The organism is Zhengella sp. (assembly GCF_041397485.1).
Classification (GTDB): Bacteria; Pseudomonadota; Alphaproteobacteria; order Rhizobiales; family Rhizobiaceae; genus Zhengella.
Window position 1 is genome coordinate 169,417 of sequence record NZ_JAWKWO010000004.1, and the last position, 22,835, is coordinate 192,251.

Below are 22,835 nucleotides of genomic sequence, written 5' to 3' on the forward strand. Positions count from 1 at the left end.
CCACGGCTTGGAGGAGCCGGATTTTCAACCAGGGAGGTCAGCATGTCTGAACGTTTCGTCGTCGGCTATGACGGCAGCGCGCCAGCGCGGCGCGCACTCGATTTTGCCATAGGCAAGGCCAGGGCACAGGGCGCCAGGATCATCGTCGCGCATGTGCTCGAATGGTCCCCCTACTCGTTCCTCACGCCCACCGAACTGGAAGAGCGGCACATGCGCCGCAAGGAGGAACTGGCCAGGGCGCAGGAGGCGATCCTCGATCCGGTCATCGCCGAGGTACGCGGCCTCGGCATCGAAACCGAAGGCGTCATCCGCTACGGACACGTCGCCGACACGCTGACGGCCATCATCCGCGACCGCGAGGCGAGCCAGATCTTCATCGGCCGCAGCGGCAACAGCGAGCTTTCCTCGCGGATCTTCGGGTCCGTGGCAGGCAGTCTCGCCCAAAGCGCGCCGGTGCCCTGCACCATCGTTCCCTGACACGACGCGGATACCAGATCATGAAACGCTTTTCTCCTGCGGCGGCCGCGGCCGCCATCACCTTGTCCATGTCCACAATTCCGGCTCACGCACAGTCTGTCGACGAGACCGTCAATGCGGTCTTTTCGAGCGCCACCGGCTGGTTCGTGAGCTTTATCTTCAGCCCCCTGCCGGGCACGTCATTCCCGTGGATCGTCGCCTGGCTGGTCATCGCCGCCACGGTCTTCACCATCTATTTCGGGCTGATCCAGTTCCGCGCCTTTCCCCACTCCATCGCGCTGGTGAAGGGCGACTATTCCGATCCGAACGACGCCGGTGAGGTCTCGCACTTCCAGGCGCTCGCCACAGCCCTTTCGGGCACGGTCGGCCTCGGCAATATCGCCGGCGTGGCCGTTGCCATCGGCATTGGCGGACCGGGCGCCACATTCTGGATGATCCTTGCCGGCCTCATGGGCATGGCCTCGAAGTTCACCGAGTGCACGCTGGGCGTCAAATACCGCAACGAGTATCCGAACGGCACCGTCTCCGGCGGACCGATGTACTACATGACGAAAGGCTTTGCAGAGCGGGGCCTGCCGGGCGGCAAGGCACTCGCCGTCCTGTTCTCCATCTTCTGCATCCTCGGCGCGCTGGGTGGCGGCAACATGTTCCAGGCCAACCAGGCCCATGCACAATTGTCCAATGTCATCGGCGACTACCCCGGCTGGATCACCGGTGTCATCTTCGCCGGCATCGTCTTCGCCGTGATCGTCGGCGGCCTCCAGTCCATCGCCCGCGTCACCGAGAAGGTGGTTCCCTTCATGGGCATCATGTATGTCGCCGCAGCCGTGATCATCATCCTGATGAATGCCGACAGGATCGGCTGGGCCTTCGGACAGATCTTCGAAGGCGCCTTCACGGGTCTCGGCGTGGCGGGCGGCATGGTCGGCGCCCTCATCCAGGGCTTCAAGCGCGCCGCCTTCTCCAACGAAGCCGGCGTCGGATCCGCGGCCATCGCCCATTCGGCGGTGCGCACCAAGGAGCCGATCACCGAGGGCTTCGTCTCCCTGCTCGAACCCTTCATCGACACCGTGGTCATCTGCACCATGACGGCGCTCGTCATCATCATCACCGGGCAACTGGTCGCCGACGCGGAAACCGGCCTCTACATGCTCAACGAGAGCGGCTCGGCCATCCAGACCATCGACGGCAACACCGGCGTGGCCCTGACATCCGCGGCCTTCTCCTCGGCCTTCGGCTGGTTCAGCTACGTTCTGGCCCTGGCGGTGATCCTGTTTGCCTTCTCCACCATGATCTCCTGGTCCTATTACGGACTGAAGGCCTGGACCTACCTGTTTGGCGAGGGGCGGTCCAAGGAACTGGCCTTCAAGGTGATCTTCTGCATCTTTGTCGTCATCGGCGCCTCCGCCAATCTCGGCCCCGTCATCGACTTCTCCGATGCAGCCATTTTCGCCATGGCCGTGGTCAACGTGATTGCGCTCTACCTGCTGATGCCGATCGTCAAGCGTGAACTGGACAGCTACCTGTCGCGCCTGAAATCGGGCGAGATCCGCAAGTTCGCCCATTGAGCGGACGCGCAGCATGACACGCGGCGGGCGGCCTGTGCCGCCCGCCTGCATGTTCCGGGCACGCAAACCGTGGCGCCATGCCCCTGCCCTTTGGCTTTGCCATTGCAACGGCAGGCGCGTCCGTCCTACAATCCCGATTGTTACACCTTATAACGATCTCTGCTCGCCTTTGGAGGAAACACAATGCAGATCAACGGACTTGTGGCCGCGGTGACCGGCGGAGGCTCGGGACTGGGCGAAGCGACCGCCCGCGCGCTGGCCGCAAACGGGGCGAAGGTCGCCTGCCTCGACGTCAACATGAAGGGCGCGGAGGCTGTTGCCGCCGACATTGGCGGTGCGGCCATCCGCTGCGATGTCTCCAGCGCCGAGAGCGGCGTCGCCGCCATGGCTGAAATCAGGGAGAAGCTCGGCGACTGGCCGCGCATCCTGGTCAATTGTGCCGGCATCGGAACCGTCGGCAAGACGGTCGGCAAGGAAGGTGCCCTCAATCTGGAGGTCTTCCAGCGCACCGTGAACGTGAACCTGGTCGGCTCCTTCAACATGATCCGCCTGATGGCGGAGAAATGCCAGGACATGGAACCGCTGGACGGCGGAGAGCGCGGCGTCATCATCAACACCGCATCCGTGGCCGCCTTCGATGGCCAGATCGGACAGGTCTCCTATTCCGCGTCGAAGGGCGGCGTTGTCGGCATGACCCTGCCCATTGCCCGCGACCTTGCCCGATCGGGGATTCGCGTGATGACCATCGCGCCCGGCCTGTTCAAGACACCCATGATGGCCGGCCTGCCGGAAGATGCGCAGGCCTCGCTCGGCCAGCAGGTTCCCTTCCCGCCACGCCTTGGCGATCCGGCCGAATACGCGGCGCTGGCCGTGCATATCGTCGGCAACCAGATGCTGAACGGCGAAACGATCCGCCTCGACGGCGCTATTCGCATGGCGCCGCGCTGACAACCGCTTCCCGGAAACGGGATGCACTGGCAAGGTTCTGCCCGCACGGCCCGGCAAACGCCCTGCGGGCAGGAATGGACAGATGACGGAAAAGCGCAGCGATCCGGTCCGGCCGGCCGATGACGAGGCGCGCGCCCTGGCCCGGCGCCTGATGAGAGCCGCGCGCCATGGCGCCCTTGGCGTGGTCGATCCCGATACGGGCGGCCCGCATGTCAGCCGCGTGGGGCTGGCGACCATGGTCGACGGCACGCCGCTCATCCTGGTCTCTTCCCTGGCCGGGCATACTGCCGGTCTTGCCGCCGACCCGCGCTGTTCCCTGCTCATCGGCGAACCCGGCAAGGGCGATCCGCTGGCCCATCCCCGCATGACGATGGCCTGCCATGCCCGCAAACTGGACAGCCCGGGCGCGGCTGCCGATGAAGCGCGCATACGCTATCTCGCCGCCAACCCGAAGGCAGCCCTCTATGTCGATTTCGGGGACTTCTCCTTTTACGCGCTGGCGCCACGGACAGCCAGCCTGAACGGCGGGTTCGGACGCGCCTGGCGGCTGACAGCCAGAGACCTGCTTTGCGACCGCGAAGCCTCGGCCCGTTTCGCCGCGGCGCAAGCCGGTCTGCTCGAATGGCTGAACGGGCAAGGCCTTCACGCCCTCACGCAGGCGGCCCGCTCAGCCCGGCTGGACGGCCACCCGGTCAAGGCCGCAGGCGTGGACCCCGCCGGCATTGACATCGTGCTCGGGCCTCTCGCTGCGCGCCTCGATTTCATCGCCCCGGCGACGCAACCGGATCAGGTCGCGGCATTGGTTGAACGGGCCGCGGCGAAGCCCTGATTCGGCCCTCCACCACAAACATGCACAAGGATTGCATTTTTTCTGAATTGCACGGAAAGATGTAAATTCAATAACTTGGAAAGAATGTTGCAGTCTGCGAAACGAATTTCTGTTTTTTCTCTTGCGAAAACGGCTTCGTTCGTGTTGTCTAATTTTCGTGTGCGAGCCGGAACCCTTGCCCCCGGGGTTCCAAACATCAATATGCCTTTCTAGGAAAGGGTGGTACCGGGGCAATGTCACTAAAAACAGTTATGAACAAGGCCGAGGAAACTGCGGCCTATCTCACCGTTCTTGCGAATGCGAAGCGAATTGAAATCGTTTGCCTGCTCGATGGCACCGAATTTTCTGTCGGTGCTCTGGCCGAGCGGGTAAACCTGAGCCAGTCCGCGCTCTCGCAGCATCTTGCCAAGCTCAGGGCACAGGGCCTCGTGGCCACGCGTCGCGACGGCCAGACGATCTACTACCGTCTTGCGTGCCGCCTCGCGCCTCGTCTCCTCGGTCTGCTGGAAGATGAACGGGGACACGATTCCCGTGGTCGAACCGCGGCTCTGCACGTGGCTCACTGAACGACAACAAGAAAAAGGCCGGTCAAACGCACATGACCGGCCTTGACCTTCCAGCCACTGGAAGCGCCATATGGGTCTCCTGACATCTACAGGAGACCCGGCAATGGAAACAAATCTCACCATCGAAGGCATGCATTGCGGCGGCTGCGTCAAGTCCGTCACGAACGCGCTGTCATCCGTTCCGCTCGTCCGGTCGGTAGACGTGAACCTGGAAACGGGGCAGGCACGGATTGCCCACGAAGGGGCGGCGCCTGAAGCGCTTGTCGGCGCGGTGGAGGACGCAGGATTCGATGCCAGCCTGGCGCAGGACGCCTGATCCCCATGACACGCCAGCCTGATCACGCCGAGTTCGATGTCACGGGCATGACCTGCGCGGCATGCGCAGCGCGCATCGAAAAGGTGTTGTCGCGTGTGCCCGGTGTCGAAAGGGCGCAGGTCAATCTCGCCCTCGAACGCGCCATCATCGACTATGCCGGCGATGAGCCCGCGGCACTGGCCGCCGCCATCCGCAAGGCGGGCTTCGGTGCGCAACTGCGTGTTTCCGATGCCGCCCGCCAGCGCGAAGCCGACGAGGCGCTGGCCGCCCGCCGCCGCGCCGAGGAGCGGCAAACGCTGCTGCGCACGCTTGTCTCTGCCGCGCTTTCGCTTCCGCTGGTCATCGGCACCGCGCCCGCCATGCTCGGTATCGGAGAGGCCTTCATCGCGCCCTGGCTCCAGGCAGCGCTGGCCGCCGGCGTCATGGCGGTGTCCGGCACGCGTTTTTACCGCGAGGCCTTTGCGGCCGTGCGCGGCGGCGGCGCCAACATGGCGGTTCTGGTGTCGATCGGCACGTCGGTCGCCTTTGTCTGGTCGCTCTGGCAGGTCGCCATCGGGCACGGGCACGGGCACCTCTACTTCGAGGCGGCTGCGGTCGTCCTCACGCTGGTCATGCTGGGAAAATACCTGGAGGCGCGGGCGCGCCAGGGGGCATCCTCAGCCCTTTCCGCGCTTGGCCGGCTGCAACCGCGCAGCGCGGAACGCATCGGCGCGGATGGTCCCGAAACCATACCCGCCGAGGATCTTCGTCCCGGCGACCGCGTGCTGGTTTGTCCCGGGCGGCAGGTCCCCTGCGACGGCACCATCGTGACCGGCGAAACGGCCATCGACGAATCGCTTGTCACCGGTGAAAGCCTGCCGGTGGAGCGTCGGCCCGGCGACAGCGTCATTACCGGCACGGTGAATGGTTCCGGCGTGCTGGAGGTCGAGGTGACAGCCGTGGGCGCAGATACCCGCCTGGCCCGCATGACACGGCTTGTGGAGGAAGCGCAGCAGGGCAATGCGCCCATCCAGCGCCTTGTCGACCGGATATCGGCCATCTTCGTGCCTGTCATCCTCGGCGTGGCTACCATCACCTTTCTCGGCTGGTGGCTTGTTGCCGGCGACGCGGAGGCCGGACTTGTCGCCGCCGTGTCGGTCCTCGTCATCGCCTGCCCCTGCGCGCTCGGCCTGGCAACGCCAACGGCATTGGCGGCAGGCACCGGCGCGGCGGCAAAAGCCGGGATTCTCATCCGCGATATCGAGACGCTGGAAACCGCCGGCCGGATCGGCGCCATCGCCTTTGACAAGACCGGCACGCTGACCCTCGGCAAGCCGCGTGTATCAGCGCTTGAACCGGTGAACCCGGCGCAAACAGGCATCAACGTGGCGGAACTGCTCACCCTCGCCGCCTCGCTGGAAGCCGCCAGCGAACATCCGCTGGCCGAAGCCCTTGTCGAGAAGGCGAAAGCGGCCAATCTCACGCTGCGGCCCGCCTGTGATGTCGCAGCCATTCCAGGCCAGGGCCTGAAAGGCGTGGTGGATGGCCGCAAGGTGTCCATTGGCAATGTCCGCCTCATGGAAGCCGAGGGCATTGCCGCCGTTGAGGTCAATGCCCTGCTTGAGACCTTTGCCGCCGCAGGCACGGCCGCGGCAGTCGCTGTCGACGGGCAGCTCGCCGGCGCGATCGCCTTTTCCGATCTGCCGCGCAAGGAGGCCGCCGAGGCCGTGGCCATGCTGCGTGCCAGCGGTCTGGAAGCCGTCATGCTGACCGGCGACAACGAGGCTGCCGCACACCGCGTCGCCGGGGAAATCGGCATCGGCGATGTCCGCGCCGGTCTCGCCCCGGAAGAAAAGGTCGAAGCCGTGCGCACCATGAGCGCCAACCGCCATGGCGGTGCGGCCTTTGTCGGCGACGGCCTCAATGACGGGCCGGCGCTTGCCGCCGCCACGCTTGGCATTGCCTTGTCGTCGGGCACCGATGTTGCCCGCGAGGCCGCCGCCATCACGCTGATGCGCCCCGACCTGACGCTGGTGCCCGCCGCGCTCGACATCGCCGCCAGGACAAAACGGACGATCACACAAAACCTCGTCTGGGCTTTCATTTACAACGTGATCGGCATTCCGCTGGCCGCCTTCGGCATCCTGTCTCCGGTCTTCGCCGGCGCGGCCATGGCCTTTTCTTCCGTCTCCGTGGTCACGAATTCGGCGCTTCTGGCCCGCTGGAAGCCGAAACGGACCCAATGACGCCGATCCGCATCACCACGCCCGACGATCCGCGGATCGCGGCTTATCGCGACATCCGCGAACGCGATCTGGCGGGCCGCGAAGGCCTGTTCATCGCGGAGGGCAAGGTGGTGCTGAACGTGCTTTTTGCGGCACGCCGGTTCCGGGCCCGCTCTGCACTGATCCTGGAAAACCGCCTGCCGGGCATGGCCGCGACCCTGGCGCTGGCCGACCCGGCCATGCCGGTTTATGTTGCCCCGCGCGCTGTCATGGATGCGATTGCCGGCTTTCCGGTTCATCGCGGTATCCTGGCGCTGGGCGAAAGGCGGGACGCCGACCGGCCCGCGCACATCCTCCCGCCACCCGATGACCGGTCGCTGGTCCTCGCCCTGGCCGGCATTTCAAATCACGACAACATGGGCGCCATTTTTCGCAATGCCGCCGCCTTCGGTGCCGATTCGGTGCTTGCCGACCGTGAATGCTGCGACCCGCTCTATCGCAAGGCAATCCGCGTCTCCGTCGGCGCGGCGCTGAAAGTGCCCTTCGCCCGCGCGGGAACGGCCGGTGATATGGTGGGCCTTCTTCAGGGCGCCGGATACCGTGTGCTGGCGCTTTCGCCATCCGGAATCACCCGGCTGCAAGAGGTCAAGACCGGCCAGCGCACCGCCCTTCTTCTGGGGACGGAGGGGGAAGGACTTCCCACGGGCCTCATGGCCGGACTGGAAACCGTGCGCATTCCGATCCGCAGCGATTTCGACAGCCTGAATGTTGCAACAGCCGGCGCAATCGCGCTGAACCATTTCTACTCGCCTGAATCCGGCTGACCGGAACCGGCGGAGCCAGGTACGATGAAAGCAGGTGCAGCGGCTATTCGGCCTTCGCCGCCGCCGATTTCTGCAAGGCGCGCACCCGGTCGGCAAGGCTGACGACCTGTCCCGCCGCGGCAATCTCCTCACCGGCCTCTTCCAGCCGGCTGCTGCGCGAAAGAGCGGCATGGATCGGCGAGTCCGGCCCTTCCATTTCGGCTGTCAGGCGCACCACATCCGCCGTCAGGTCATTGATCTGCTCACGCAGGATCGCATTCTGGCGCTTCTGCTCCTGCCAGTCGTCGCTCTTGGCACGCTGGAAGCCCGTGATCTGCTCGTTGAGCTTTTCATTGATGGCGTTTGCCTGTGCAAGCTGGCGGCTCAAGCGGTCGCGATCCTCACCGAGGAGCCCGACCGCCTTCTCCACGTTCTCGGCGGTGCCGTTCTGCAGCAGGTTCGTCATCTGCAGGCTCATGCCGGCCAGATCGCCGGCCAGGTCCGCCCGTTCGGCTTCGGCCTCCTCCGCCTCGCGCGTCGCGCTGTCGATCCGCTTGCGTCCGTCCGCCATGTCCGCCCGCAGCCGCGCGAGATCCTTTTCCCGCCGGTCCAGCTTTTCCTCCAGGTCCGCAAGGCTCGACATCAGCCGCTCGTTCTTGCGCTCGGCCAGTTCGAGCCGCTTGGCGGTCTCCGCCAGTTCCCGCTGCGCCGCCCTGGCCTCGTGTTCGCGTTCGCGGGCCACGGCCTCGCTTTCCCGCCGCTGGGCCCGCAGGCCTTCGATATCGCCGGACAGCCGCTCGACCTCCGATTCGCGGGCGATCAGCTCGACCTGCCGCTCCGAAGAGGTGACCGAGAGCTCCTCGGCATGTTCGCGCATGCGTTCATATTCCAGCGCCTTGGCTTCCAGCCGCGCCTCGACATCGCTCAGTTCGGCCTCCGTCTCCTCAAGCTGCTGTTGACGCTCCTTCAACTCCGCGCGCAACGAGGCGCTCTTCGCCTCCAGTTCGCCGACGGTCGTGGTGCGCTCCTCCAGTTCATCGCCCAGCCGCCGGATTTCATCGCGGTAGCGCCCGATATCCGCCAAATGGTGGGCCGCCTTGTCCTTCAGCGATTTGACGCTCATTTCCAGACGCCGCGTCGACATGGCGAATTCCGCGCGCATCCGGTCCTTGTCGGCCTCGATCTCGTTGAGCGTGAGCGGAACGGAGGCCTCGATCTTGCGGCGCGTCAGGACAACCGCCCGCCGCCAGATGGCCGGGGCCACCATCAGCGCCAGAAAGGCGGCGCACAGGAATCCGAGAATGAAGAAAAGAGCCGACTCGATCACTGGAAACCTACCTGACGCAGACAGTGGCGGCGCAAGCACGCCACCGCGAAACCCTGTTCCAGAATGCCATGAAGCGGCACGGCAAATCCACAGCAAATCGGCGGGAATGCCTCATGCCTTGGCACAGGGTTAAGCCCGGGGCCTGCGTTCCGTCAGAACGGGTTCCAGGTCGGTTCCCGCGTCAGCTTTAGATAGCCGACATTCAGGCCCAGCCGCGCACCCAGGCCTGTCTTGATCGGCACCAGGAGCTGGTTGTTGTTCTTGAGCACGTGGAACCCGGCGCCGGCAACGACGTAGGCCGACCCGGAGACGCCGAGGAAACGGCGGTAGAGCTGATCGACCTGTTCGAGGTTGTAGACCAGCATCATCGTGCGCGATCCCTGCCCGCCGAAATCCCAGCCGATCGACGGACCTTGCCAGAACACCCGGTGATCGCCCGCGTTCTTTGTGAAAAGCGTGCCTTCCCCATAGGTCAGGCCGCCGACGATGGCGCCGGAGCCTTCCTCGCCGAGCACATAGCCGTTCGGCAAGCCATGCTGGGCAAAAATCTGTTCGACCAGCGTCGCCAGCCCCCCGGTCGTGGAGCCGAAGAACCGGTGTCCCGCATCAATGATTTCCTGCGCGCCATAGGTATCCGCCGCGCGCGCCGGCATCGCCGCCAGTACCGTCATCGCCACCATGATCGCGGCCGCAAAACGAACGGCAAACGGCTTCTTCATGAAATTCAACATCGTGTGCGTCTCCGTACGGAGCGCATTCTGCATGACCCGTCCTGTCGGATGAACCCCGGCTCTTCGTGGCCGGTGGCTCGCTCCCGCAGCGCGAAAGACTAGCGCCGCAAACCTTTTTGCATGATTAATACCAGCAAGTTCAACCCTGACCGGCAAAGATGGCCCAACCATGGCGATGGCGGCCTTTCCCGCCTCTTTCCTTGCCCGCGGCGGACACGCTGTGTATCGCTTTGTCGCAGCGGGATCGCATTGATTCGCACCAGGCGTGGCGGCGCGGTGCAAGGATTTGGAAGGGGTAAGGGCATGGCCGACATTTTCACGCTTTCAGCGACCGATCTGGGCGCACTTCTCTGCAGCCGGGTTTGCCACGACATCATTTCGCCGGTGGGCGCGATCAACAACGGTCTTGAACTGCTCGATGAAGGCGGAGCCGACGACGACGCCATGGCGCTGATTCGCGCTTCCGCGCGCAATGCCTCCGCCCGCCTCCAGTTCGCCCGGATCGCCTTCGGCGCGGCCGGTTCGGCTGGCATGCAGATCGATACCGGGGATGCCGAAGCGGTGGCCAAGGCCTTCATCGCCAATGAAAAGCCCGAACTGGAATGGATCGGCGTCCGCGCCCTTCTGCCCAAGAACAAGGTGAAACTGCTTCTCAATCTCATCCTTGTCGCCAATTCCACGATTCCGCGCGGCGGCAAGATCACGGTGCGGCTGGACGATACCGATGCCAATCCGAAGTTCACGCTCACATCGACCGGCAAGATGATTCGCGTTCCTCCGAAATTCCTCGAACTGCACGGCGGCAACACACCGTCCGAACCGATCGACGCCCACTCCGTGCAGGCCTACTACACGCTCCTGCTGGCGCGCGAATCGGGCATGACGATCGACATTCGCGCCACGGGCGAGGATGTGGTGCTCACCGCTTCCTGATCTTTCCGTCCGCTTGAGCGCATTCGGCACGCTTCATTTGGCGCTTGTTTACTTATCTGCTCTAGCCTCATGGACGGCAGGGAAGAAGGAAATGACAAGCAAGCCCAAGTGAGGCGAAACCATGAAGCGTTGCCTGATCGTCGATGATTCCGCAGTCATCCGGAAGGTCGCAAAGCGAATCCTGTCGACCGAAACGCTTCGGATTCTGGAAGCGGAGAGCGGCGCCATGGGTCTTGCTGTCTGCCGTTCGGAACTGCCGGAATTCATCATTCTTGACGGTACGCTTCCCGATTACACACCGACCGAATTCGTCACCACGCTGAAGAGCTGGATAGAGCCCGAGCGCATGCCCATCGTCCTTGTGCTCGTGCACGAACTGGACATCGTTCCGATCATGCGCGCCAAGCGCGCCGGCGCCGCCGGTTATCTGCTCAAGCCGTTTGACCGGGAATCCCTGACCGCCCGCTTCAACGAACAGGTGGAAAGGGCAATGCAGGCGCGAGCGGCGACCCGCGCGGCCTGAGGACAGCCGCCGCTTTCTCCATTTCACGCCCGGCCACGAGCCCGCCTGCGCCAACGCGCCGCCGGCCTGCCCGCTGCGCACCAGGTCAAACGGAAAGCCCGCCCCTCCCTGTCCGGGAAAAGGCGGGCCGATAGGGGACCCGTTCGCCTGAAGCGCTTGCTCAGGCGCTTTCGCGAATGTCGTCGGGCTCGCGCAGCACATAGCCGCGGCCCCAGACCGTCTCGATGTAGTTCTGCCCGCCGGATGCCGCGTCCAGCTTCTTGCGCAGCTTGCAGATGAAGACGTCGATGATCTTGAGTTCCGGCTCGTCCATGCCGCCATAGAGATGATTGAGGAACATCTCCTTGGTCAGCGTGGTGCCCTTGCGCAGGCTGAGCAGCTCGAGCATCTGGTATTCCTTGCCCGTCAGATGCACCCGCTGGCCGCCCACTTCCACTGTCTTGGCGTCCAGGTTGACCACCAGGTCGCCGGTGGTGATGACCGACTGGGCGTGCCCCTTGGAGCGGCGCACGATGGCGTGGATGCGCGCCACGAGCTCGTCCTTGTGGAACGGCTTTGTCATGTAGTCGTCCGCGCCAAATCCGAGGCCGCGGACCTTGTCCTCGATGCCTGCCATCCCTGACAGGATGAGGATCGGCGTTTTCACCTTGGACAGGCGAAGCGTCCGCAGGACCTCGTATCCCGACATGTCGGGCAGGTTGAGATCCAGCAGGATGATGTCGTAGTCATAGAGTTTCCCGAGGTCGACCCCCTCTTCCCCGAGATCCGTCGTATAGACGTTGAAGCTTTCCGATTTGAGCATCAGTTCGATGCTCTGAGCGGTGGCGCTGTCGTCTTCAATCAGCAGAACGCGCATTTCGATCCCCTTTTCCGCACCCGATTCAGGCAATGGCGCCATGGACGGGCGGAACAGTCCTTGCCTGATCCGGAGGCTGGCATGAAATGGTTAACAAAATCCGAATCGGATTTGCAAGCGCCCCACTCCAACATCAACCTCATCCCATAACCCATTATGATATAAATGCTTTCCCGAAATCTTGAGCCATTCGAAAACGTTAACATTCACTGCCAAGCGATTCAGATGACTCATCTTGCCGGTCTTAACCAAGGCCACGGATTTTTTTTACCGCGCCTTAAGTTCCGGCTCCTATGATTAACGACGCCCGTAAACGAAAGGTTACCGGGACATGATCTGGTAAGCCTGTTGGCCGCGCCGGAACGGTCCTTTCGCCTGCGGGTGCGTCAATGCCGGCTTGAGTGAGGGGGCCGGGTGGTTTTGTTTGGAGTATCGAGTCATGAAATCACGCGATAACCTGGTTCGGCTGAAGCTTTTTCAGGTGAATGAAAAACGGCGCCAATTGGCGCAACTCGACATGATGATTGCGGAATTTGACCGCAAGGCGGCCGAGCTTGAAGTCCAGATCGGCCATGAGGAGAAGAAGGCGGGCATTACCGACCAGAGCCATTTCGCCTATCCCACATTCGCCAAGGCGGCTCGCCAGCGCCGCGAAAATCTCCTGGCATCGCAAGGCGACCTGAAAACCCAGCGCGACGCGGCCGAAGCCGCCTTGGCGGAAGCCGAGGCTGAATTGGGTAAGGCGGAGATGCTCGAGAACCGGGACGTCCGCCCGCGCGAAGCCGCGACAGGCCGGCGCGCAATGATCGGCTGATCTGCCATCGGGCGAATCAATTGCGGTGGCCGCGGCATGCCGCGGCCATTTTCAATGACCGGGTCACGGGCGCGTTCTCCGCATCACGGCGCACCTGAAAAGCGGCGGCTCTTTGCCACGCAGCATTCCCTTGCCGCCAAAGCTCGGCTAAAGCGCTTGCATGCGCACCATTCTCGCTATCTGCCTCTTTTCCGCCACCGCCAGCTTCGCGCTTGGCGTCACCTTGCCGCTGGTCGAGATCGAGCGGCTGCTTGTCTTCTCCGACGAGCCTTCGCTGGTACAGATGGTTGCCGGCCTCTGGCAGCAGGGCGATGGCGCACTGGCCGCGCTCATCGCCGCCTTTTCCATCGTCGCACCCTCGGCCAAGCTGGTTCTGCTCCATATAGCCGCGGCCAAGGGGCCGGGATCGCGCGCGCCCGCCTGGCTGCACAGCCTGTCGCGCTGGTCGATGCTTGATGTGGTGCTGGTGGCCATCGTGGTCTTCGCGGCCAAGTCGTCCGGCCTGGCCACGGCGATCACCAAGCCGGGCCTCTGGTTCTTCGCCTCATCCGTCATCCTGACGGCAACGGCGGCGCGACTGGCGGACCGGTAGGGCGGCGCAAATGCGAAAGGCCGGCCTCGCTGCCGGGCCGGCCCGCAAGTTCACCTGCGCCGCGTCAGTGCCGGTATTGCTGGATTCGTGTGGTGCGCAGACCGGCGAGGCCGTGATCGTCGATGGAGGCCTGCCAGGAGAGGAATTCCTCCACTGTCAGCCGGTAGCGGCTGCAGGCTTCCTCCAGACTGAGAAGACCGCCGCGCACGGCCGCGACAACTTCTGCCTTGCGGCGGATCACCCACCGACGTGTATTGGTCGGTGGCAAATCGGCGATCGTCAGGGGACTCCCGTCCGGGCCGATGACATACTTCACGCGTGGTCTCGCCAGATCGGTCATTGTACTCTCTACACAAACTCAAGGACCTTACCCCTGCACACTACCGCCCCAACTTTTAAGAAACGCCTAAACACCGGGTAACGATCCGTTAACCAACGCCCGCCGGCTGCGCGAATCAGGGCACTGCGACGTCGATCATGCCATCATCAATCGCCCCCTCGCGCTTTTGCTCCACTTGACCTATATAAGGCGGGAGAAATTGAAACCGGCCCTTGAAACCGGCGGAAATGCCATGAACAGTCTTGATCTTCCCGGCCGCCCGCAGGACACCCGCGTCGTGGTCGCCATGTCCGGAGGCGTGGATTCCTCCGTGGTCGCCGGCCTCCTTGCCCGCGAAGGCTATGACGTCGTCGGCGTCACGCTTCAGCTTTACGATCACGGTGCCGCCACGCACCGGCCCGGCTCTTGTTGCGCCGGCCAGGATATCGAAGACGCCCGCCGTGTCTGCGAGCGTCTGGGCATTCCCCATTACGTGCTGGACTACGAGAAGCGCTTCCAGGAAGCCGTCATCAATCCGTTCGCCGAGAGCTACATGGCCGGCGAGACGCCGGTGCCCTGCATCGCCTGCAACCAGACGGTCAAGTTCGAGGACCTGCTGGCAACGGCGCGCGATCTGGGCGCGGAGGCGATGGCGACCGGCCACTACATCCGCTCGCGGGCCAATGGCAGGCACCGCGCGCTCTACCGTCCTGTCGACGTCGAGCGTGACCAGAGCTGGTTTCTCTTCGCCACCACGCAGGAACAGGTGGACTATCTGCGCTTTCCTCTGGGCGGCCTCTCCAAGCCGCAGGTGCGCGAACTTGCCGAAAGCATGGGGCTTGAGGTCGCCGGCAAGCAGGACAGCCAGGACATCTGCTTCGTACCGCAGGGAAAATACACCGACATCATCGCGAAGCTGAAGCCGGAAGCCTCCACGCCCGGCGAGATCGTCCATATTGACGGCCGGGTGCTCGGCCGCCACGAGGGCATCCTGCGCTTCACCATCGGCCAGCGCCGCGGTATCGGCATCGCGGCCGGCGAACCGCTTTATGTCGTGCATATCGACCCGGCCCGCGCGCGCGTGGTCGTCGGCCCGCGCGAAGCGCTGGAGACGCGCAAGCTGTGGCTGCGCGACATGAACTGGCTGGGCGACGGCCCGCTGGCGGATCTGCCGGCCGAGGGCATGGAACTCTTCGCCAAGGTGCGGTCCACGCGCCCGCCCGCCCCGGCCCTGCTCCGGCTGGAGGATGGAACCGCCACGGTGGAACTGCTGGATGGCGAACTCGGCGTGGCACCCGGTCAGGCTTGCGTCCTCTATTCCGATCCCGGCAATGAGGCCCGTGTCTGGGGCGGCGGCTTCATTGCCCGTTCCGAGCGCGAGAAGACCGCCGAGGCCATGCTACGCCAGCTTGAAGCCGTCTGAGCCGCTCCGGCGCCCGCCGGGGCGTCAATCGTGGCTGACAGTCGCCTGCGTCAGGATCTTCAGCACGAGAATGGCTTCATCGCCGCCGGTGCGCGGTTCTTCGCGCGTTTCGATGCAATGGATGAAGTTCTGCAATTCGCGCGTCAGCGGCATGCCTTCGGCGACCGGCTGATAGGACGGTTCATTGGTGGTGAAGGCCCACTGGCCTGAATCCTGCCACACGGCGTGGCGGTAGATCGCCAGCTTGCGATCCCAGGTTTCCACATCGTCGAACACGGCCATGGCACGTGTGCCCACCACGGTGAGCCGCCGCTCGCGATAGGGGTTGAGGCGCGACGAAAAGAGATGGCTGCGAATGCCACCCGGAAAACGCATGTGGACATGGGCGAAATCGGACAGGTGATCGAGCACGGCCGCGCCTTCGCCGCGTATTTCCAGCGGCGCGGCGCCTGTCACGGCAAGAATCATCGACAGGTCATGCGGCGCCAGATCCCAAAGCGCATCGTTTTCCGTGTGGAACTTGCCCAGCCCCAGCCGGTGCGAGTGAATATATTTCACCTCGCCAAGGTCGCCCTCGTCGATCAGCGACTTGAGAAGCTCGAAGGCGGGATGGAATCGCAGCACGTGGCCGACCATGAAAACACGGCCATGCGCCCTTGCCGCCGCCACGGCGCGCTCGGCATCGGGCACGGAAAGCGCAATCGGCTTTTCCACCAGCACGTCCTTGCCGGCTTCCACCGCCCGAATCGCCATCTCCGCATGGAATTGCGGCGGCAGCGCCATGACCACGGCGTCGATGTCCTCGCGTGCAAACAGGTCGTCCGGCGCAATGGCTTCCACATCATTCTCGGCCGCAAAACCTTCCGCGCGCGCCGGATTGGCATCCGACACGGCATGCAGCGCTCCGAGCCCTTTGAGGGTACGGATGTGATTGCTGCCCCAATATCCGCACCCGAGAACTGCTATGCGCGGCGCCATTCGTGGAAACTTCCGTCTGTCGCTCTTCTGGACTGCACCGGCGTATCAAGGCAACGCCGGAGATGCGTTGTCATATCGGTGCCTTGCGGCGAACTCAACCCCGCCCGTCCGCTCGCCGGACAGGCATGCTCTCATCGCGCGAAAAAACATGGCCGTCAAAAGAAAAACCGCGCTTGACAGTCCGGCATCGGCGACCTTATATCCGCGCCATCCCGGCTGCGGAACAAGCACGCGGCACGGTCGACGGGGCAGGGTAGCTCAGCTGGTGAGAGCGCCGGATTCATAACCCGGAGGTCGGCGGTTCAATCCCGCCCCCTGCTACCAAATCCCAGGCTCCCTCTCCCGGTTCACAAGCAAGAATAGACACGCTGCGCTGCGGGACCGGGAGCGAGAACCAGCGTTTCGATGCATCGCCACACTCAACCGGAAGCTGAAATTCAAATCCGGCATGTGTCCTGTTGAAGCAGGCAGCGATACGCCGCCGGCCGTCCTGTCCGGCCGAAAGGATCATCGTCAGCCGTCCGGCCCCCTCTGCCTCCCAATCTCCCGGTGTCATGGCGTTCCCGTCCGGGCGCAGCCATTCCACGTCAGCAATGCCATGCGCATGTTTCGCGCCCGTCAGGTAGGGCGGCGCAAAGGCGCGCGGGAAACGCGATCGCAAACGCGCCAGCGCCTGCACATGTCCCAGGAGGCCGTCATCGAGGGTGGTCCAGTCGATCCACGCAAGGCCGTTGTCCTGCGCATAGGCATTGTTGTTGCCGCCCTGGCTGCGGCCGAACTCGTCGCCAGCCGTCAGCATGATCGTCCCGCGTGTCAGATACAGCGTCGCAAGCAAGGCCTTCAGGTCGCGCCGCCGTGCCGCCTGGATGGCAGGGTCATCGGTCCGCCCCTCTGCGCCATTGTTCCAGGAGATATTGTGATCGTGGCCGTCGCGATTGCCCTCGCCATTGGCGTCGTTGTGCTTGTGTTCGTGCGCAACGAGATCGGCCAGCGTGAAGCCGTCATGGGCCGCCAGGAAGCTGACACTGCGCGTGGCCTTCCCGCCGAATATGTCCTGCGACCCGGAAAGGCGGGTTGCGAATCCGCCAAGCGCGTGGCCGTCCCCGCGCCAGAAGCGCCGCATGTCGTCGCGGTAACGGTCGTTCCATTCAAGAAACGGCGCGGGAAAGCGGCCAAGCTGGTAGCCCCCCGGCCCGATGTCCCACGGCTCGGCGATCAGGACGCGCGATCCGATGACGGGATCCGTCAGCATGGCGCGGAGCAAGGGCGCATCCGCTGAAAAGCCTTGGCCCGTGCGTCCCAGCACCGGCGCGAGGTCGAAGCGGAACCCGTCCACGCCGCCGGCCAGCGCGAAATGGCGAAGCGAATCGAGGACCAGGTCCACGATGACCGGATTGTCGCAGGCCACCGTATTGCCCGTACCTGTATCATTGATGAGCCGCCCTTCATCGTCGCGCCGGAAAGCGCGCGCGCCCATCAACCCGCGCAGGCTGAGCACGGTGCCTTCCTCGTCGCTCTCGCCGGTGTGGTTGAACACCAGATCGAGAATGACACCGATGCCATGCGCCCGCAGTGCATCCGTCACGGCCCGCAGGTCGGCGATTCCGCCCGGCGCAAGGCGCGGATCGAGCGCCATGAAGGTCACCGGGTTATAACCCCAGGCATTCGCAAGGCCGAGCGGCGGCAGGTGGCGCTCGTCGATCCACGCGGTCACCGGCATCAGTTCCACCGCGCAAACGCCAATGGATTTCATGTGCGCGATCACCGATGGATGGGCGAGCGCCGCCAGCGTCCCCCTTTCGGCCTCCGGCACATCGGGGTGCAGCATGGAAAACCCGCGCACATTGACTTCGTAGATCAAGCCGCCCGGCGTGAAGGTGACAGGCTGCGGCGGGAGTATACTTGCGGTCTTTTCCAGAACTGCCTTTGGCATCAGGTGCGCCGTGTCGCCGCCGGCGCCGCGCCCTCGCCCCAGAAGCCGCGCGTCGTGGCGATAGGCCCGGTCGATGCGGGTTGCCCAAGGATCGACGAGCAGGCGATCCGGGTCGAACCAGTGCCCGGCTTCCGGTTGCCACGGGCCGTCGGCGCGAAAGCCATAGGCCTGGCCGGCGCCAAGACCTGGCACTTCGATCCGCCACCAGCCGTCTTCGCCCTGCACCATGGGCAAGCGCTGGCTCTCGCGGCCCCCGCTATCGAACAGGCACAACCAGACCGTTTGCGCATCCGGTGCCGGCACGGCGAAATGCGCGCCGGTGCCGGTCAGCCGGCTGCCCCTCATGTGATGACATCAGGCGCGGTGCGGCCGGTATGGCGTGCAATGCCGGCAATGGCGTCGGCCGCGGCGATGAGCGGCGCCAGCGCCGCTTGCGTCTCCTGCCCATGCCGCGAGGCGTCCGGCTCGTAGCGCTCGATATAGACCCGGATCGTCGCCCCCGACGTTCCCGTGCCGGACAGCCGGAAGACGATGCGCGAACCGCCTTCGAAGAAGATCCGCAAGCCCTGTCCGTTCGCCACGGAACCATCGACGGGATCGGTATAGGAAAAGGAATCCGCGCCCTCGACCGTCATGCCCTCGAAGACCTGTCCGGCAAGCCCGCCAAGCCGGCTTTCGAGATCGCCCATCAGCGCCTGCGCCTTGTCGGTCTCGACGCCTTCGTAATCGTGGCGGGTATAGAAATTGCGCCCGTATTCGGCCCAGTGGCCTTCCACGATCCGCTTCACCGGTTCGCGCCGCACCGCCAGGATGTTGAGCCAGAGCAGGATGGCCCACAGACCGTCCTTCTCGCGCACATGGTCCGAGCCCGTGCCCGCGCTTTCCTCGCCGCAGATCGTCACCTGGCCCGCATCCAGCAGGTTACCGAAGAATTTCCACCCCGTCGGCGTCTCATGCATCTCGATGCCGAGTTTTTCGGCCACCCGGTCGGCGGCCGCCGAGGTGGGCATGGAGCGCGCGATGCCCGCAATTCCTTTCGCATAGCCGGGTGCCAGATGGGCATTGGCCGCCAGCAGGGCCAGCGAATCCGATGGCGTGACGAAGATGCCCTTGCCGAGGATCAGGTTGCGGTCGCCATCGCCATCCGAAGCAGCGGCGAAATCCGGCCCGTCCGCGCCCATGACCATGTCATACAGGTGGCGGGCGTGGACGAGGTTGGGGTCGGGATGATGGCCGCCGAAATCGGGCAGCGGCGTTGCGTTGAGAACCGTTCCCGCCGGCGCGCCGAGCCTGTTTTCCAGGATCTCGCGCGCATAGGGGCCGGTGATGGCGCTCATGGAATCCATCACCACGCGGAAACCCGAGGCGAACAGGCCGCGGATCGCATCGAAATCGAACAGGCTCTCCATCAGGTCCGCGTAATCGGCCACCGGGTCGACCACCTGCACGGCCATGCCGGCGACGCGATGGACGCCGATCGCGGAAAGGTCGATGTCGGGCGTCTCCACCGTCAGGTAACGATCGATGACCTTCGAGCGCGCGAACACCGCATCCGTGATGCGCTCCGGCGCAGGACCGCCATTGGCGATATTGTACTTGATGCCGAAATCCTCCGTCGGCCCGCCCGGATTGTGGCTGGCCGAGAGCACAAGCCCGCCGAACACACCGTTCTTGCGGATGACATGCGAGGCCGCTGGCGTCGACAACAACCCGCCCTGCCCCACGAGTACGCGCCCGAACCCGTTGGCCGCAGCCATGCGGATGGCGGTCTGGATGACGACGTCGTTGTAGTAGCGCCCGTCACCGCCGATCACCAGCGTCTTGCCGGCAAAGCCGTCCAGGCTGTCGAACACGGACTGAATGAAATTCTCGGCATAGTTTGGCTGCGCGAAGACCGGCACTTTCTTGCGCAGGCCGGACGTGCCGGGACGTTGATCGGCATGTGGCGTGGTGGCGACGGTGACGGTCACGATACAGCGGCTCCCTTGTGGACCAGCGAGGAGAAGAGATCGGCATAGCGCAGAGCGCTGGCATTCCAGGAGACATCCGCCGCCATCGCCCGCTTCTGCATGGTGCCCCATGCCTTCGGCGCGTGGTAGAGCGCCACCGTGCGCGCCAGCGCGGCCATCAGTGCGTCATGGGAGAGCGGCGCGAACTGGATGCCGGTGGCAACGCCTGCCGTGAGCCCGGCGTGGTTGGCGTCGATCACCGTGTCGGCCAGCCCCCCCGTGCGCGTGACGACCGGAATGCAGCCATAGCGCAACCCGCAAAGCTGGGTCAGGCCGCAGGGCTCGAAGCGCGACGGCACGAGAATGGCGTCGGCGCCCGCCTGCATCAGGTGCGACAGCGGCTCGTCATAGCCGATCATGGTGCCGATACGGCCCTTGTGCCGTGCGGCAGCGGCCAGCATCAGCCCTTCCAGCCCCTTGTCGCCGGAGCCCAGCACCGCAAGCTTGGCGCCCATGGAGACAAGCCCGTCCAGCCCCCCTGCCAGCACGTCCATCCCCTTCTGCCAGGTCAGGCGGGAAATCACGCAGAACAGCGGCGCATTGTCTTCGTCCAGCCCGAAACGGTGTTCGATGGCACGGCGGTTGGCCTGCCGTCCCTTCAGGCTGCGCGCCGAGAAGGTTTTTGCCAGCGCCTCGTCTGTCTCCGGGTTCCATATGCCGGTGTCGATACCATTGACGATGCCGTGCAGCACATCGGACCGCCCGTTGATCAGTCCTTCCAGCCCCATGCCGAAGTCCGCGGTGCGGATTTCCTGCGCATAGGTCGGGCTGACCGTGGTGATGGCGTCGGCGGCCTGCAGGCCTGCCTTCAGGAAGCCGACGCTGCCGTAATATTCGACGCCGTCCAGCGACCAAGCCTGTTCCGGCAGCCCGAGTTCGCCGAAGACAGAGGGCGCGAACTGGCCCTGGAAGGCAAGGTTGTGGACCGTGATGACGGTCGGCGCAAACGGCTTGCCGGAATGCCTGAGATAGGCCGGAACCATCGCGGCCTGCCAGTCATGCACATGCACCGCATCGGGCCGGTAGCCGGCAATGGCGCCTTGCGCCACGGCCGCCGCGGCTTGCGAAAATGCGGCGAAACGCCGCCAGTTGTCGCCAAAGTCGCGGCCTGCGAGATCGCTGTAGGGCCCGCCTTCGCGATCGAACAGATGCGGTGCATCGAGCAGCAGCAGATCGAGCCCGCCATGGCTGGCGGCCAGGAGATGGGCCGGACCGCCGAACAGGTGATCGAAGGTGGCCACCTTCCGGGGCTTCTTCCTGCCCAGCCGCGCCTTGACCGCGGGGTAGGCCGGCACGATGGTTCGCACGCTCACCCCATGGGCGGCCAGCGCCGGCGGCAGGGCGCCCGCCACATCGGCAAGGCCGCCGGTCTTGACCAGCGGGAAGATCTCGGACGCAACGGAAAGGATGTTCATTCGTAGACGAGACCCGCCTTGTCCAGCATGGATTGGGTGATGAGACAGACGCCGTTCGCCGTGCGCCGGAACCGGCTGGCGTCAAGGTCCGGATCCTCGCCCACCACCAGCCCCGACGGGATCTTCACCCCCCGGTCGATGACCACCCTGGACAGCCGGGCATGCCGGCCGATCACGCATTCGGGCAGCACCACCGCCTCTTGCAGGCTGGAATAGGAGCGCGCCAGCGTACCGGTGAACAGCAGGCTGCGATGGATCGACGAACCGGAAATGATGCAGTCGCCGGAGACCAGCGAGGAAATCGCCTGGCCCACGCGGCCTTCCTCGTTGTGCACGAACTTGGCCGGCGGGCGAATTTCCGCATAGGTCCAGATCGGCCAGGAGCGGTCGAAAAGGTCCAGTTCCGGCAGGATGTCGTTGAGGTCGATATTGGCCTGCCAATAGGCATCGATCGTGCCGACATCGCGCCAATAGGCCTCGTTCTCGGACGATGCGCGCACACAGGACTGGCCGAAGCGATGCGCCACCGCCTTTCCGTTCTTCACGATATGCGGGATGATGTCCTTGCCGAAGTCCCGGCTGGAATTGGGGTCGGCGGCATCGCGCTTCAATTCCTCGATCAGGAAGCGCGTCGAGAACACGTAAATGCCCATCGAGGCCAGCGACATGTCCGGGTTGCCGGGAATGGCAGGTGGATCGGCCGGCTTTTCCACGAAATCGACGATCCGGCTGTTCTCGTCCACATGCATGACGCCGAAGCCGCTCGCCTCCATGCGCGGCACTTCCAGGCAGCCGATGGTGACGTCGGCATTCTGGCTGACATGCTGTTGCAGCATGATCTCGTAGTCCATCTTGTAGATGTGGTCGCCCGCCAGGATGACCATGTATTCAACGCCGTAATCCTCGATGATGTCGACATTCTGGTACACCGCGTCCGCCGTGCCTTCATACCACTGGTGCTCGGAAACGCGCTGGCTGGCCGGCAGGATGTCGAAGCTTTCATTGCGCTCCGGCCGCAGGAAGTTCCAGCCGCGCTGGAGATGGCGGATCAGCGAATGCGCCTTGTATTGCGTGGCCACGCCAATGCGCCGGATGCCGGAATTGATGGCGTTGGACAGGGCGAAATCGATGATCCGCGTCTTGCCGCCGAAATAGACCGCAGGCTTGGCGCGCCGGTCGGTCAGTTCGTGCAGCCGGCTGCCCCGCCCTCCGGCCAGCACATAGGCCATGGCGTTTCTGGCCAGCGGCGCATTGCGTTCAACCACCATGTT

At 64.5% G+C, this 22,835-nt stretch carries 22 protein-coding genes and 1 tRNA gene; 14 read left to right on the forward strand and 9 right to left on the reverse strand.

Annotated elements, in window-relative coordinates:
* The first annotated feature begins 42 nt into the window (after positions 1-42).
* The 8 genes from R3D65_RS13325 (at position 43) to R3D65_RS13360 (ending at position 7,732) form a co-directional block, all read left to right on the forward strand.
* Positions 43-477, forward strand: coding sequence for a universal stress protein (locus tag R3D65_RS13325; protein ID WP_371275734.1), 435 nt, complete (start codon positions 43-45; stop codon positions 475-477).
* 20 nt (positions 478-497) lie between these two features.
* On the forward strand, positions 498-2,045 hold the full coding sequence (locus tag R3D65_RS13330; protein WP_371275735.1) for an alanine/glycine:cation symporter family protein: 1,548 nt from the start codon (positions 498-500) through the stop codon (positions 2,043-2,045).
* 183 nt (positions 2,046-2,228) lie between these two features.
* Positions 2,229-2,993, forward strand: coding sequence for a 3-hydroxyacyl-CoA dehydrogenase (locus R3D65_RS13335; protein WP_371275736.1), 765 nt, complete (start codon positions 2,229-2,231; stop codon positions 2,991-2,993).
* 82 nt (positions 2,994-3,075) lie between these two features.
* Complete coding sequence (locus R3D65_RS13340; RefSeq protein WP_371275737.1) at positions 3,076-3,822, forward strand: HugZ family protein; 747 nt, start codon at positions 3,076-3,078, stop codon at positions 3,820-3,822.
* 251 nt (positions 3,823-4,073) lie between these two features.
* Positions 4,074-4,388 (forward strand): ArsR/SmtB family transcription factor, encoded by a 315-nt coding sequence (locus R3D65_RS13345; RefSeq protein ID WP_371275738.1) that lies wholly within the window; start codon positions 4,074-4,076, stop codon positions 4,386-4,388.
* Between the two features lie 103 nt (positions 4,389-4,491).
* The gene (locus R3D65_RS13350) at positions 4,492-4,704 is read left to right on the forward strand and encodes a heavy-metal-associated domain-containing protein (RefSeq protein WP_371275739.1); all 213 of its coding nucleotides are present in this window, start codon (positions 4,492-4,494) and stop codon (positions 4,702-4,704) included.
* Between the two features lie 5 nt (positions 4,705-4,709).
* Positions 4,710-6,929: a heavy metal translocating P-type ATPase gene (locus tag R3D65_RS13355; RefSeq protein WP_371275740.1), complete on the forward strand. Its 2,220-nt coding sequence runs from the start codon at positions 4,710-4,712 to the stop codon at positions 6,927-6,929.
* On the forward strand, positions 6,926-7,732 hold the full coding sequence (locus R3D65_RS13360) for a TrmH family RNA methyltransferase (RefSeq protein ID WP_371275741.1): 807 nt from the start codon (positions 6,926-6,928) through the stop codon (positions 7,730-7,732). The genes R3D65_RS13355 and R3D65_RS13360 overlap by 4 nt, the downstream gene beginning before the upstream one ends.
* A 43-nt stretch (positions 7,733-7,775) precedes the next feature.
* Here the strand turns inward: R3D65_RS13360 and R3D65_RS13365 are convergent, their stop codons facing one another.
* Both R3D65_RS13365 and R3D65_RS13370 read right to left on the reverse strand, forming a co-directional pair.
* Entirely contained in the window at positions 7,776-9,038 is a 1,263-nt protein-coding gene (locus tag R3D65_RS13365; protein ID WP_371275742.1) for a hypothetical protein, read from the reverse strand.
* Between the two features lie 152 nt (positions 9,039-9,190).
* The gene (locus R3D65_RS13370; RefSeq protein WP_371276039.1) at positions 9,191-9,718 is read right to left on the reverse strand and encodes a DUF1134 domain-containing protein; all 528 of its coding nucleotides are present in this window, start codon (positions 9,716-9,718) and stop codon (positions 9,191-9,193) included.
* A 354-nt stretch (positions 9,719-10,072) separates the two neighbouring features.
* On the opposite strand from R3D65_RS13370, the gene chpT reads away from it, so the two are divergent.
* Together chpT and R3D65_RS13380 are read left to right on the forward strand one after the other, a co-directional pair.
* A complete protein-coding gene (chpT, locus tag R3D65_RS13375) occupies positions 10,073-10,702 on the forward strand; it encodes a histidine phosphotransferase ChpT (protein ID WP_371275743.1) in 630 nt (209 codons plus the stop codon).
* 121 nt (positions 10,703-10,823) lie between these two features.
* The gene (locus tag R3D65_RS13380) at positions 10,824-11,225 is read left to right on the forward strand and encodes a PleD family two-component system response regulator (protein ID WP_371275744.1); all 402 of its coding nucleotides are present in this window, start codon (positions 10,824-10,826) and stop codon (positions 11,223-11,225) included.
* 160 nt (positions 11,226-11,385) lie between these two features.
* Here the strand turns inward: R3D65_RS13380 and ctrA are convergent, their stop codons facing one another.
* Positions 11,386-12,081, reverse strand: coding sequence for a response regulator transcription factor CtrA (ctrA, locus tag R3D65_RS13385; protein WP_099306126.1), 696 nt, complete (start codon positions 12,079-12,081; stop codon positions 11,386-11,388).
* A gap of 439 nt (positions 12,082-12,520) precedes the next feature.
* Here ctrA and R3D65_RS13390 point away from each other — a divergent pair, with 439 nt between their 5' ends.
* Positions 12,521-12,895: a flagellar export protein FliJ gene (locus R3D65_RS13390; protein ID WP_371276040.1), complete on the forward strand. Its 375-nt coding sequence runs from the start codon at positions 12,521-12,523 to the stop codon at positions 12,893-12,895.
* A 160-nt stretch (positions 12,896-13,055) separates the two neighbouring features.
* A complete protein-coding gene (locus R3D65_RS13395) occupies positions 13,056-13,487 on the forward strand; it encodes a paraquat-inducible protein A (protein WP_371275745.1) in 432 nt (143 codons plus the stop codon).
* Between the two features lie 64 nt (positions 13,488-13,551).
* Here the strand turns inward: R3D65_RS13395 and R3D65_RS13400 are convergent, their stop codons facing one another.
* Positions 13,552-13,827, reverse strand: coding sequence for a DUF1153 domain-containing protein (locus R3D65_RS13400; RefSeq protein WP_099306123.1), 276 nt, complete (start codon positions 13,825-13,827; stop codon positions 13,552-13,554).
* 232 nt (positions 13,828-14,059) lie between these two features.
* On the opposite strand from R3D65_RS13400, the gene mnmA reads away from it, so the two are divergent.
* Positions 14,060-15,229 carry a tRNA 2-thiouridine(34) synthase MnmA gene (gene mnmA / locus R3D65_RS13405; RefSeq protein WP_371275746.1) on the forward strand — a complete coding sequence of 390 codons (1,170 nt, stop codon included), beginning with the start codon at positions 14,060-14,062 and terminating at the stop codon, positions 15,227-15,229.
* A gap of 24 nt (positions 15,230-15,253) precedes the next feature.
* On the opposite strand, the gene R3D65_RS13410 is transcribed toward mnmA, so the two are convergent.
* The gene (locus R3D65_RS13410; RefSeq protein WP_371275747.1) at positions 15,254-16,207 is read right to left on the reverse strand and encodes a Gfo/Idh/MocA family protein; all 954 of its coding nucleotides are present in this window, start codon (positions 16,205-16,207) and stop codon (positions 15,254-15,256) included.
* A 247-nt stretch (positions 16,208-16,454) separates the two neighbouring features.
* Between R3D65_RS13410 and R3D65_RS13415 the strand changes: the two genes are divergently transcribed.
* Positions 16,455-16,531: transfer RNA gene (locus tag R3D65_RS13415), tRNA-Met, on the forward strand.
* On the opposite strand, the gene glgX is transcribed toward R3D65_RS13415, so the two are convergent.
* Genes glgX through glgC form a run of 4 tightly spaced genes read right to left on the reverse strand, consistent with a single transcriptional unit; the run spans position 16,488 to position 22,832 of the window.
* Positions 16,488-18,485 (reverse strand): glycogen debranching protein GlgX, encoded by a 1,998-nt coding sequence (gene glgX / locus R3D65_RS13420; RefSeq protein WP_371276041.1) that lies wholly within the window; start codon positions 18,483-18,485, stop codon positions 16,488-16,490. The genes R3D65_RS13415 and glgX overlap by 44 nt on opposite strands.
* Positions 18,482-20,110 carry an alpha-D-glucose phosphate-specific phosphoglucomutase gene (locus tag R3D65_RS13425; RefSeq protein ID WP_371275748.1) on the reverse strand — a complete coding sequence of 543 codons (1,629 nt, stop codon included), beginning with the start codon at positions 20,108-20,110 and terminating at the stop codon, positions 18,482-18,484. Before R3D65_RS13425 ends, glgX begins: the two co-directional genes overlap by 4 nt.
* On the reverse strand, positions 20,107-21,564 hold the full coding sequence (gene glgA / locus R3D65_RS13430) for a glycogen synthase GlgA (RefSeq protein ID WP_371275749.1): 1,458 nt from the start codon (positions 21,562-21,564) through the stop codon (positions 20,107-20,109). The genes R3D65_RS13425 and glgA overlap by 4 nt, the downstream gene beginning before the upstream one ends.
* Positions 21,561-22,832 carry a glucose-1-phosphate adenylyltransferase gene (gene glgC, locus R3D65_RS13435; protein ID WP_371275750.1) on the reverse strand — a complete coding sequence of 424 codons (1,272 nt, stop codon included), beginning with the start codon at positions 22,830-22,832 and terminating at the stop codon, positions 21,561-21,563. The genes glgA and glgC overlap by 4 nt, the downstream gene beginning before the upstream one ends.
* Between the last annotated feature and the right edge of the window lie 3 nt (positions 22,833-22,835).

Bases quoted from the DNA above. Each gene is read 5' to 3' on its own strand.
- R3D65_RS13325 (WP_371275734.1), top strand. From the start codon at position 43: ATGTCTGAACGTTTCGTCGTCGGCTATGACGGCAGCGCGCCAGCGCGG.
- R3D65_RS13330 (WP_371275735.1), top strand. From the start codon at position 498: ATGAAACGCTTTTCTCCTGCGGCGGCCGCGGCCGCCATCACCTTGTCC.
- R3D65_RS13335 (WP_371275736.1), top strand. From the start codon at position 2,229: ATGCAGATCAACGGACTTGTGGCCGCGGTGACCGGCGGAGGCTCGGGA.
- R3D65_RS13340 (WP_371275737.1), top strand. From the start codon at position 3,076: ATGACGGAAAAGCGCAGCGATCCGGTCCGGCCGGCCGATGACGAGGCG.
- R3D65_RS13345 (WP_371275738.1), top strand. From the start codon at position 4,074: ATGAACAAGGCCGAGGAAACTGCGGCCTATCTCACCGTTCTTGCGAAT.
- R3D65_RS13350 (WP_371275739.1), top strand. From the start codon at position 4,492: ATGGAAACAAATCTCACCATCGAAGGCATGCATTGCGGCGGCTGCGTC.
- R3D65_RS13355 (WP_371275740.1), top strand. From the start codon at position 4,710: ATGACACGCCAGCCTGATCACGCCGAGTTCGATGTCACGGGCATGACC.
- R3D65_RS13360 (WP_371275741.1), top strand. From the start codon at position 6,926: ATGACGCCGATCCGCATCACCACGCCCGACGATCCGCGGATCGCGGCT.
- R3D65_RS13370 (WP_371276039.1), bottom strand. From the start codon at position 9,718: ATGGTGGCGATGACGGTACTGGCGGCGATGCCGGCGCGCGCGGCGGAT.
- chpT (WP_371275743.1), top strand. From the start codon at position 10,073: ATGGCCGACATTTTCACGCTTTCAGCGACCGATCTGGGCGCACTTCTC.
- R3D65_RS13380 (WP_371275744.1), top strand. From the start codon at position 10,824: ATGAAGCGTTGCCTGATCGTCGATGATTCCGCAGTCATCCGGAAGGTC.
- ctrA (WP_099306126.1), bottom strand. From the start codon at position 12,081: ATGCGCGTTCTGCTGATTGAAGACGACAGCGCCACCGCTCAGAGCATC.
- R3D65_RS13390 (WP_371276040.1), top strand. From the start codon at position 12,521: ATGAAATCACGCGATAACCTGGTTCGGCTGAAGCTTTTTCAGGTGAAT.
- R3D65_RS13395 (WP_371275745.1), top strand. From the start codon at position 13,056: ATGCGCACCATTCTCGCTATCTGCCTCTTTTCCGCCACCGCCAGCTTC.
- R3D65_RS13400 (WP_099306123.1), bottom strand. From the start codon at position 13,827: ATGACCGATCTGGCGAGACCACGCGTGAAGTATGTCATCGGCCCGGAC.
- mnmA (WP_371275746.1), top strand. From the start codon at position 14,060: ATGAACAGTCTTGATCTTCCCGGCCGCCCGCAGGACACCCGCGTCGTG.
- R3D65_RS13410 (WP_371275747.1), bottom strand. From the start codon at position 16,207: ATGGCGCCGCGCATAGCAGTTCTCGGGTGCGGATATTGGGGCAGCAAT.
- glgX (WP_371276041.1), bottom strand. From the start codon at position 18,485: ATGAGGGGCAGCCGGCTGACCGGCACCGGCGCGCATTTCGCCGTGCCG.
- glgA (WP_371275749.1), bottom strand. From the start codon at position 21,564: ATGAACATCCTTTCCGTTGCGTCCGAGATCTTCCCGCTGGTCAAGACC.
- glgC (WP_371275750.1), bottom strand. From the start codon at position 22,832: ATGGTGGTTGAACGCAATGCGCCGCTGGCCAGAAACGCCATGGCCTAT.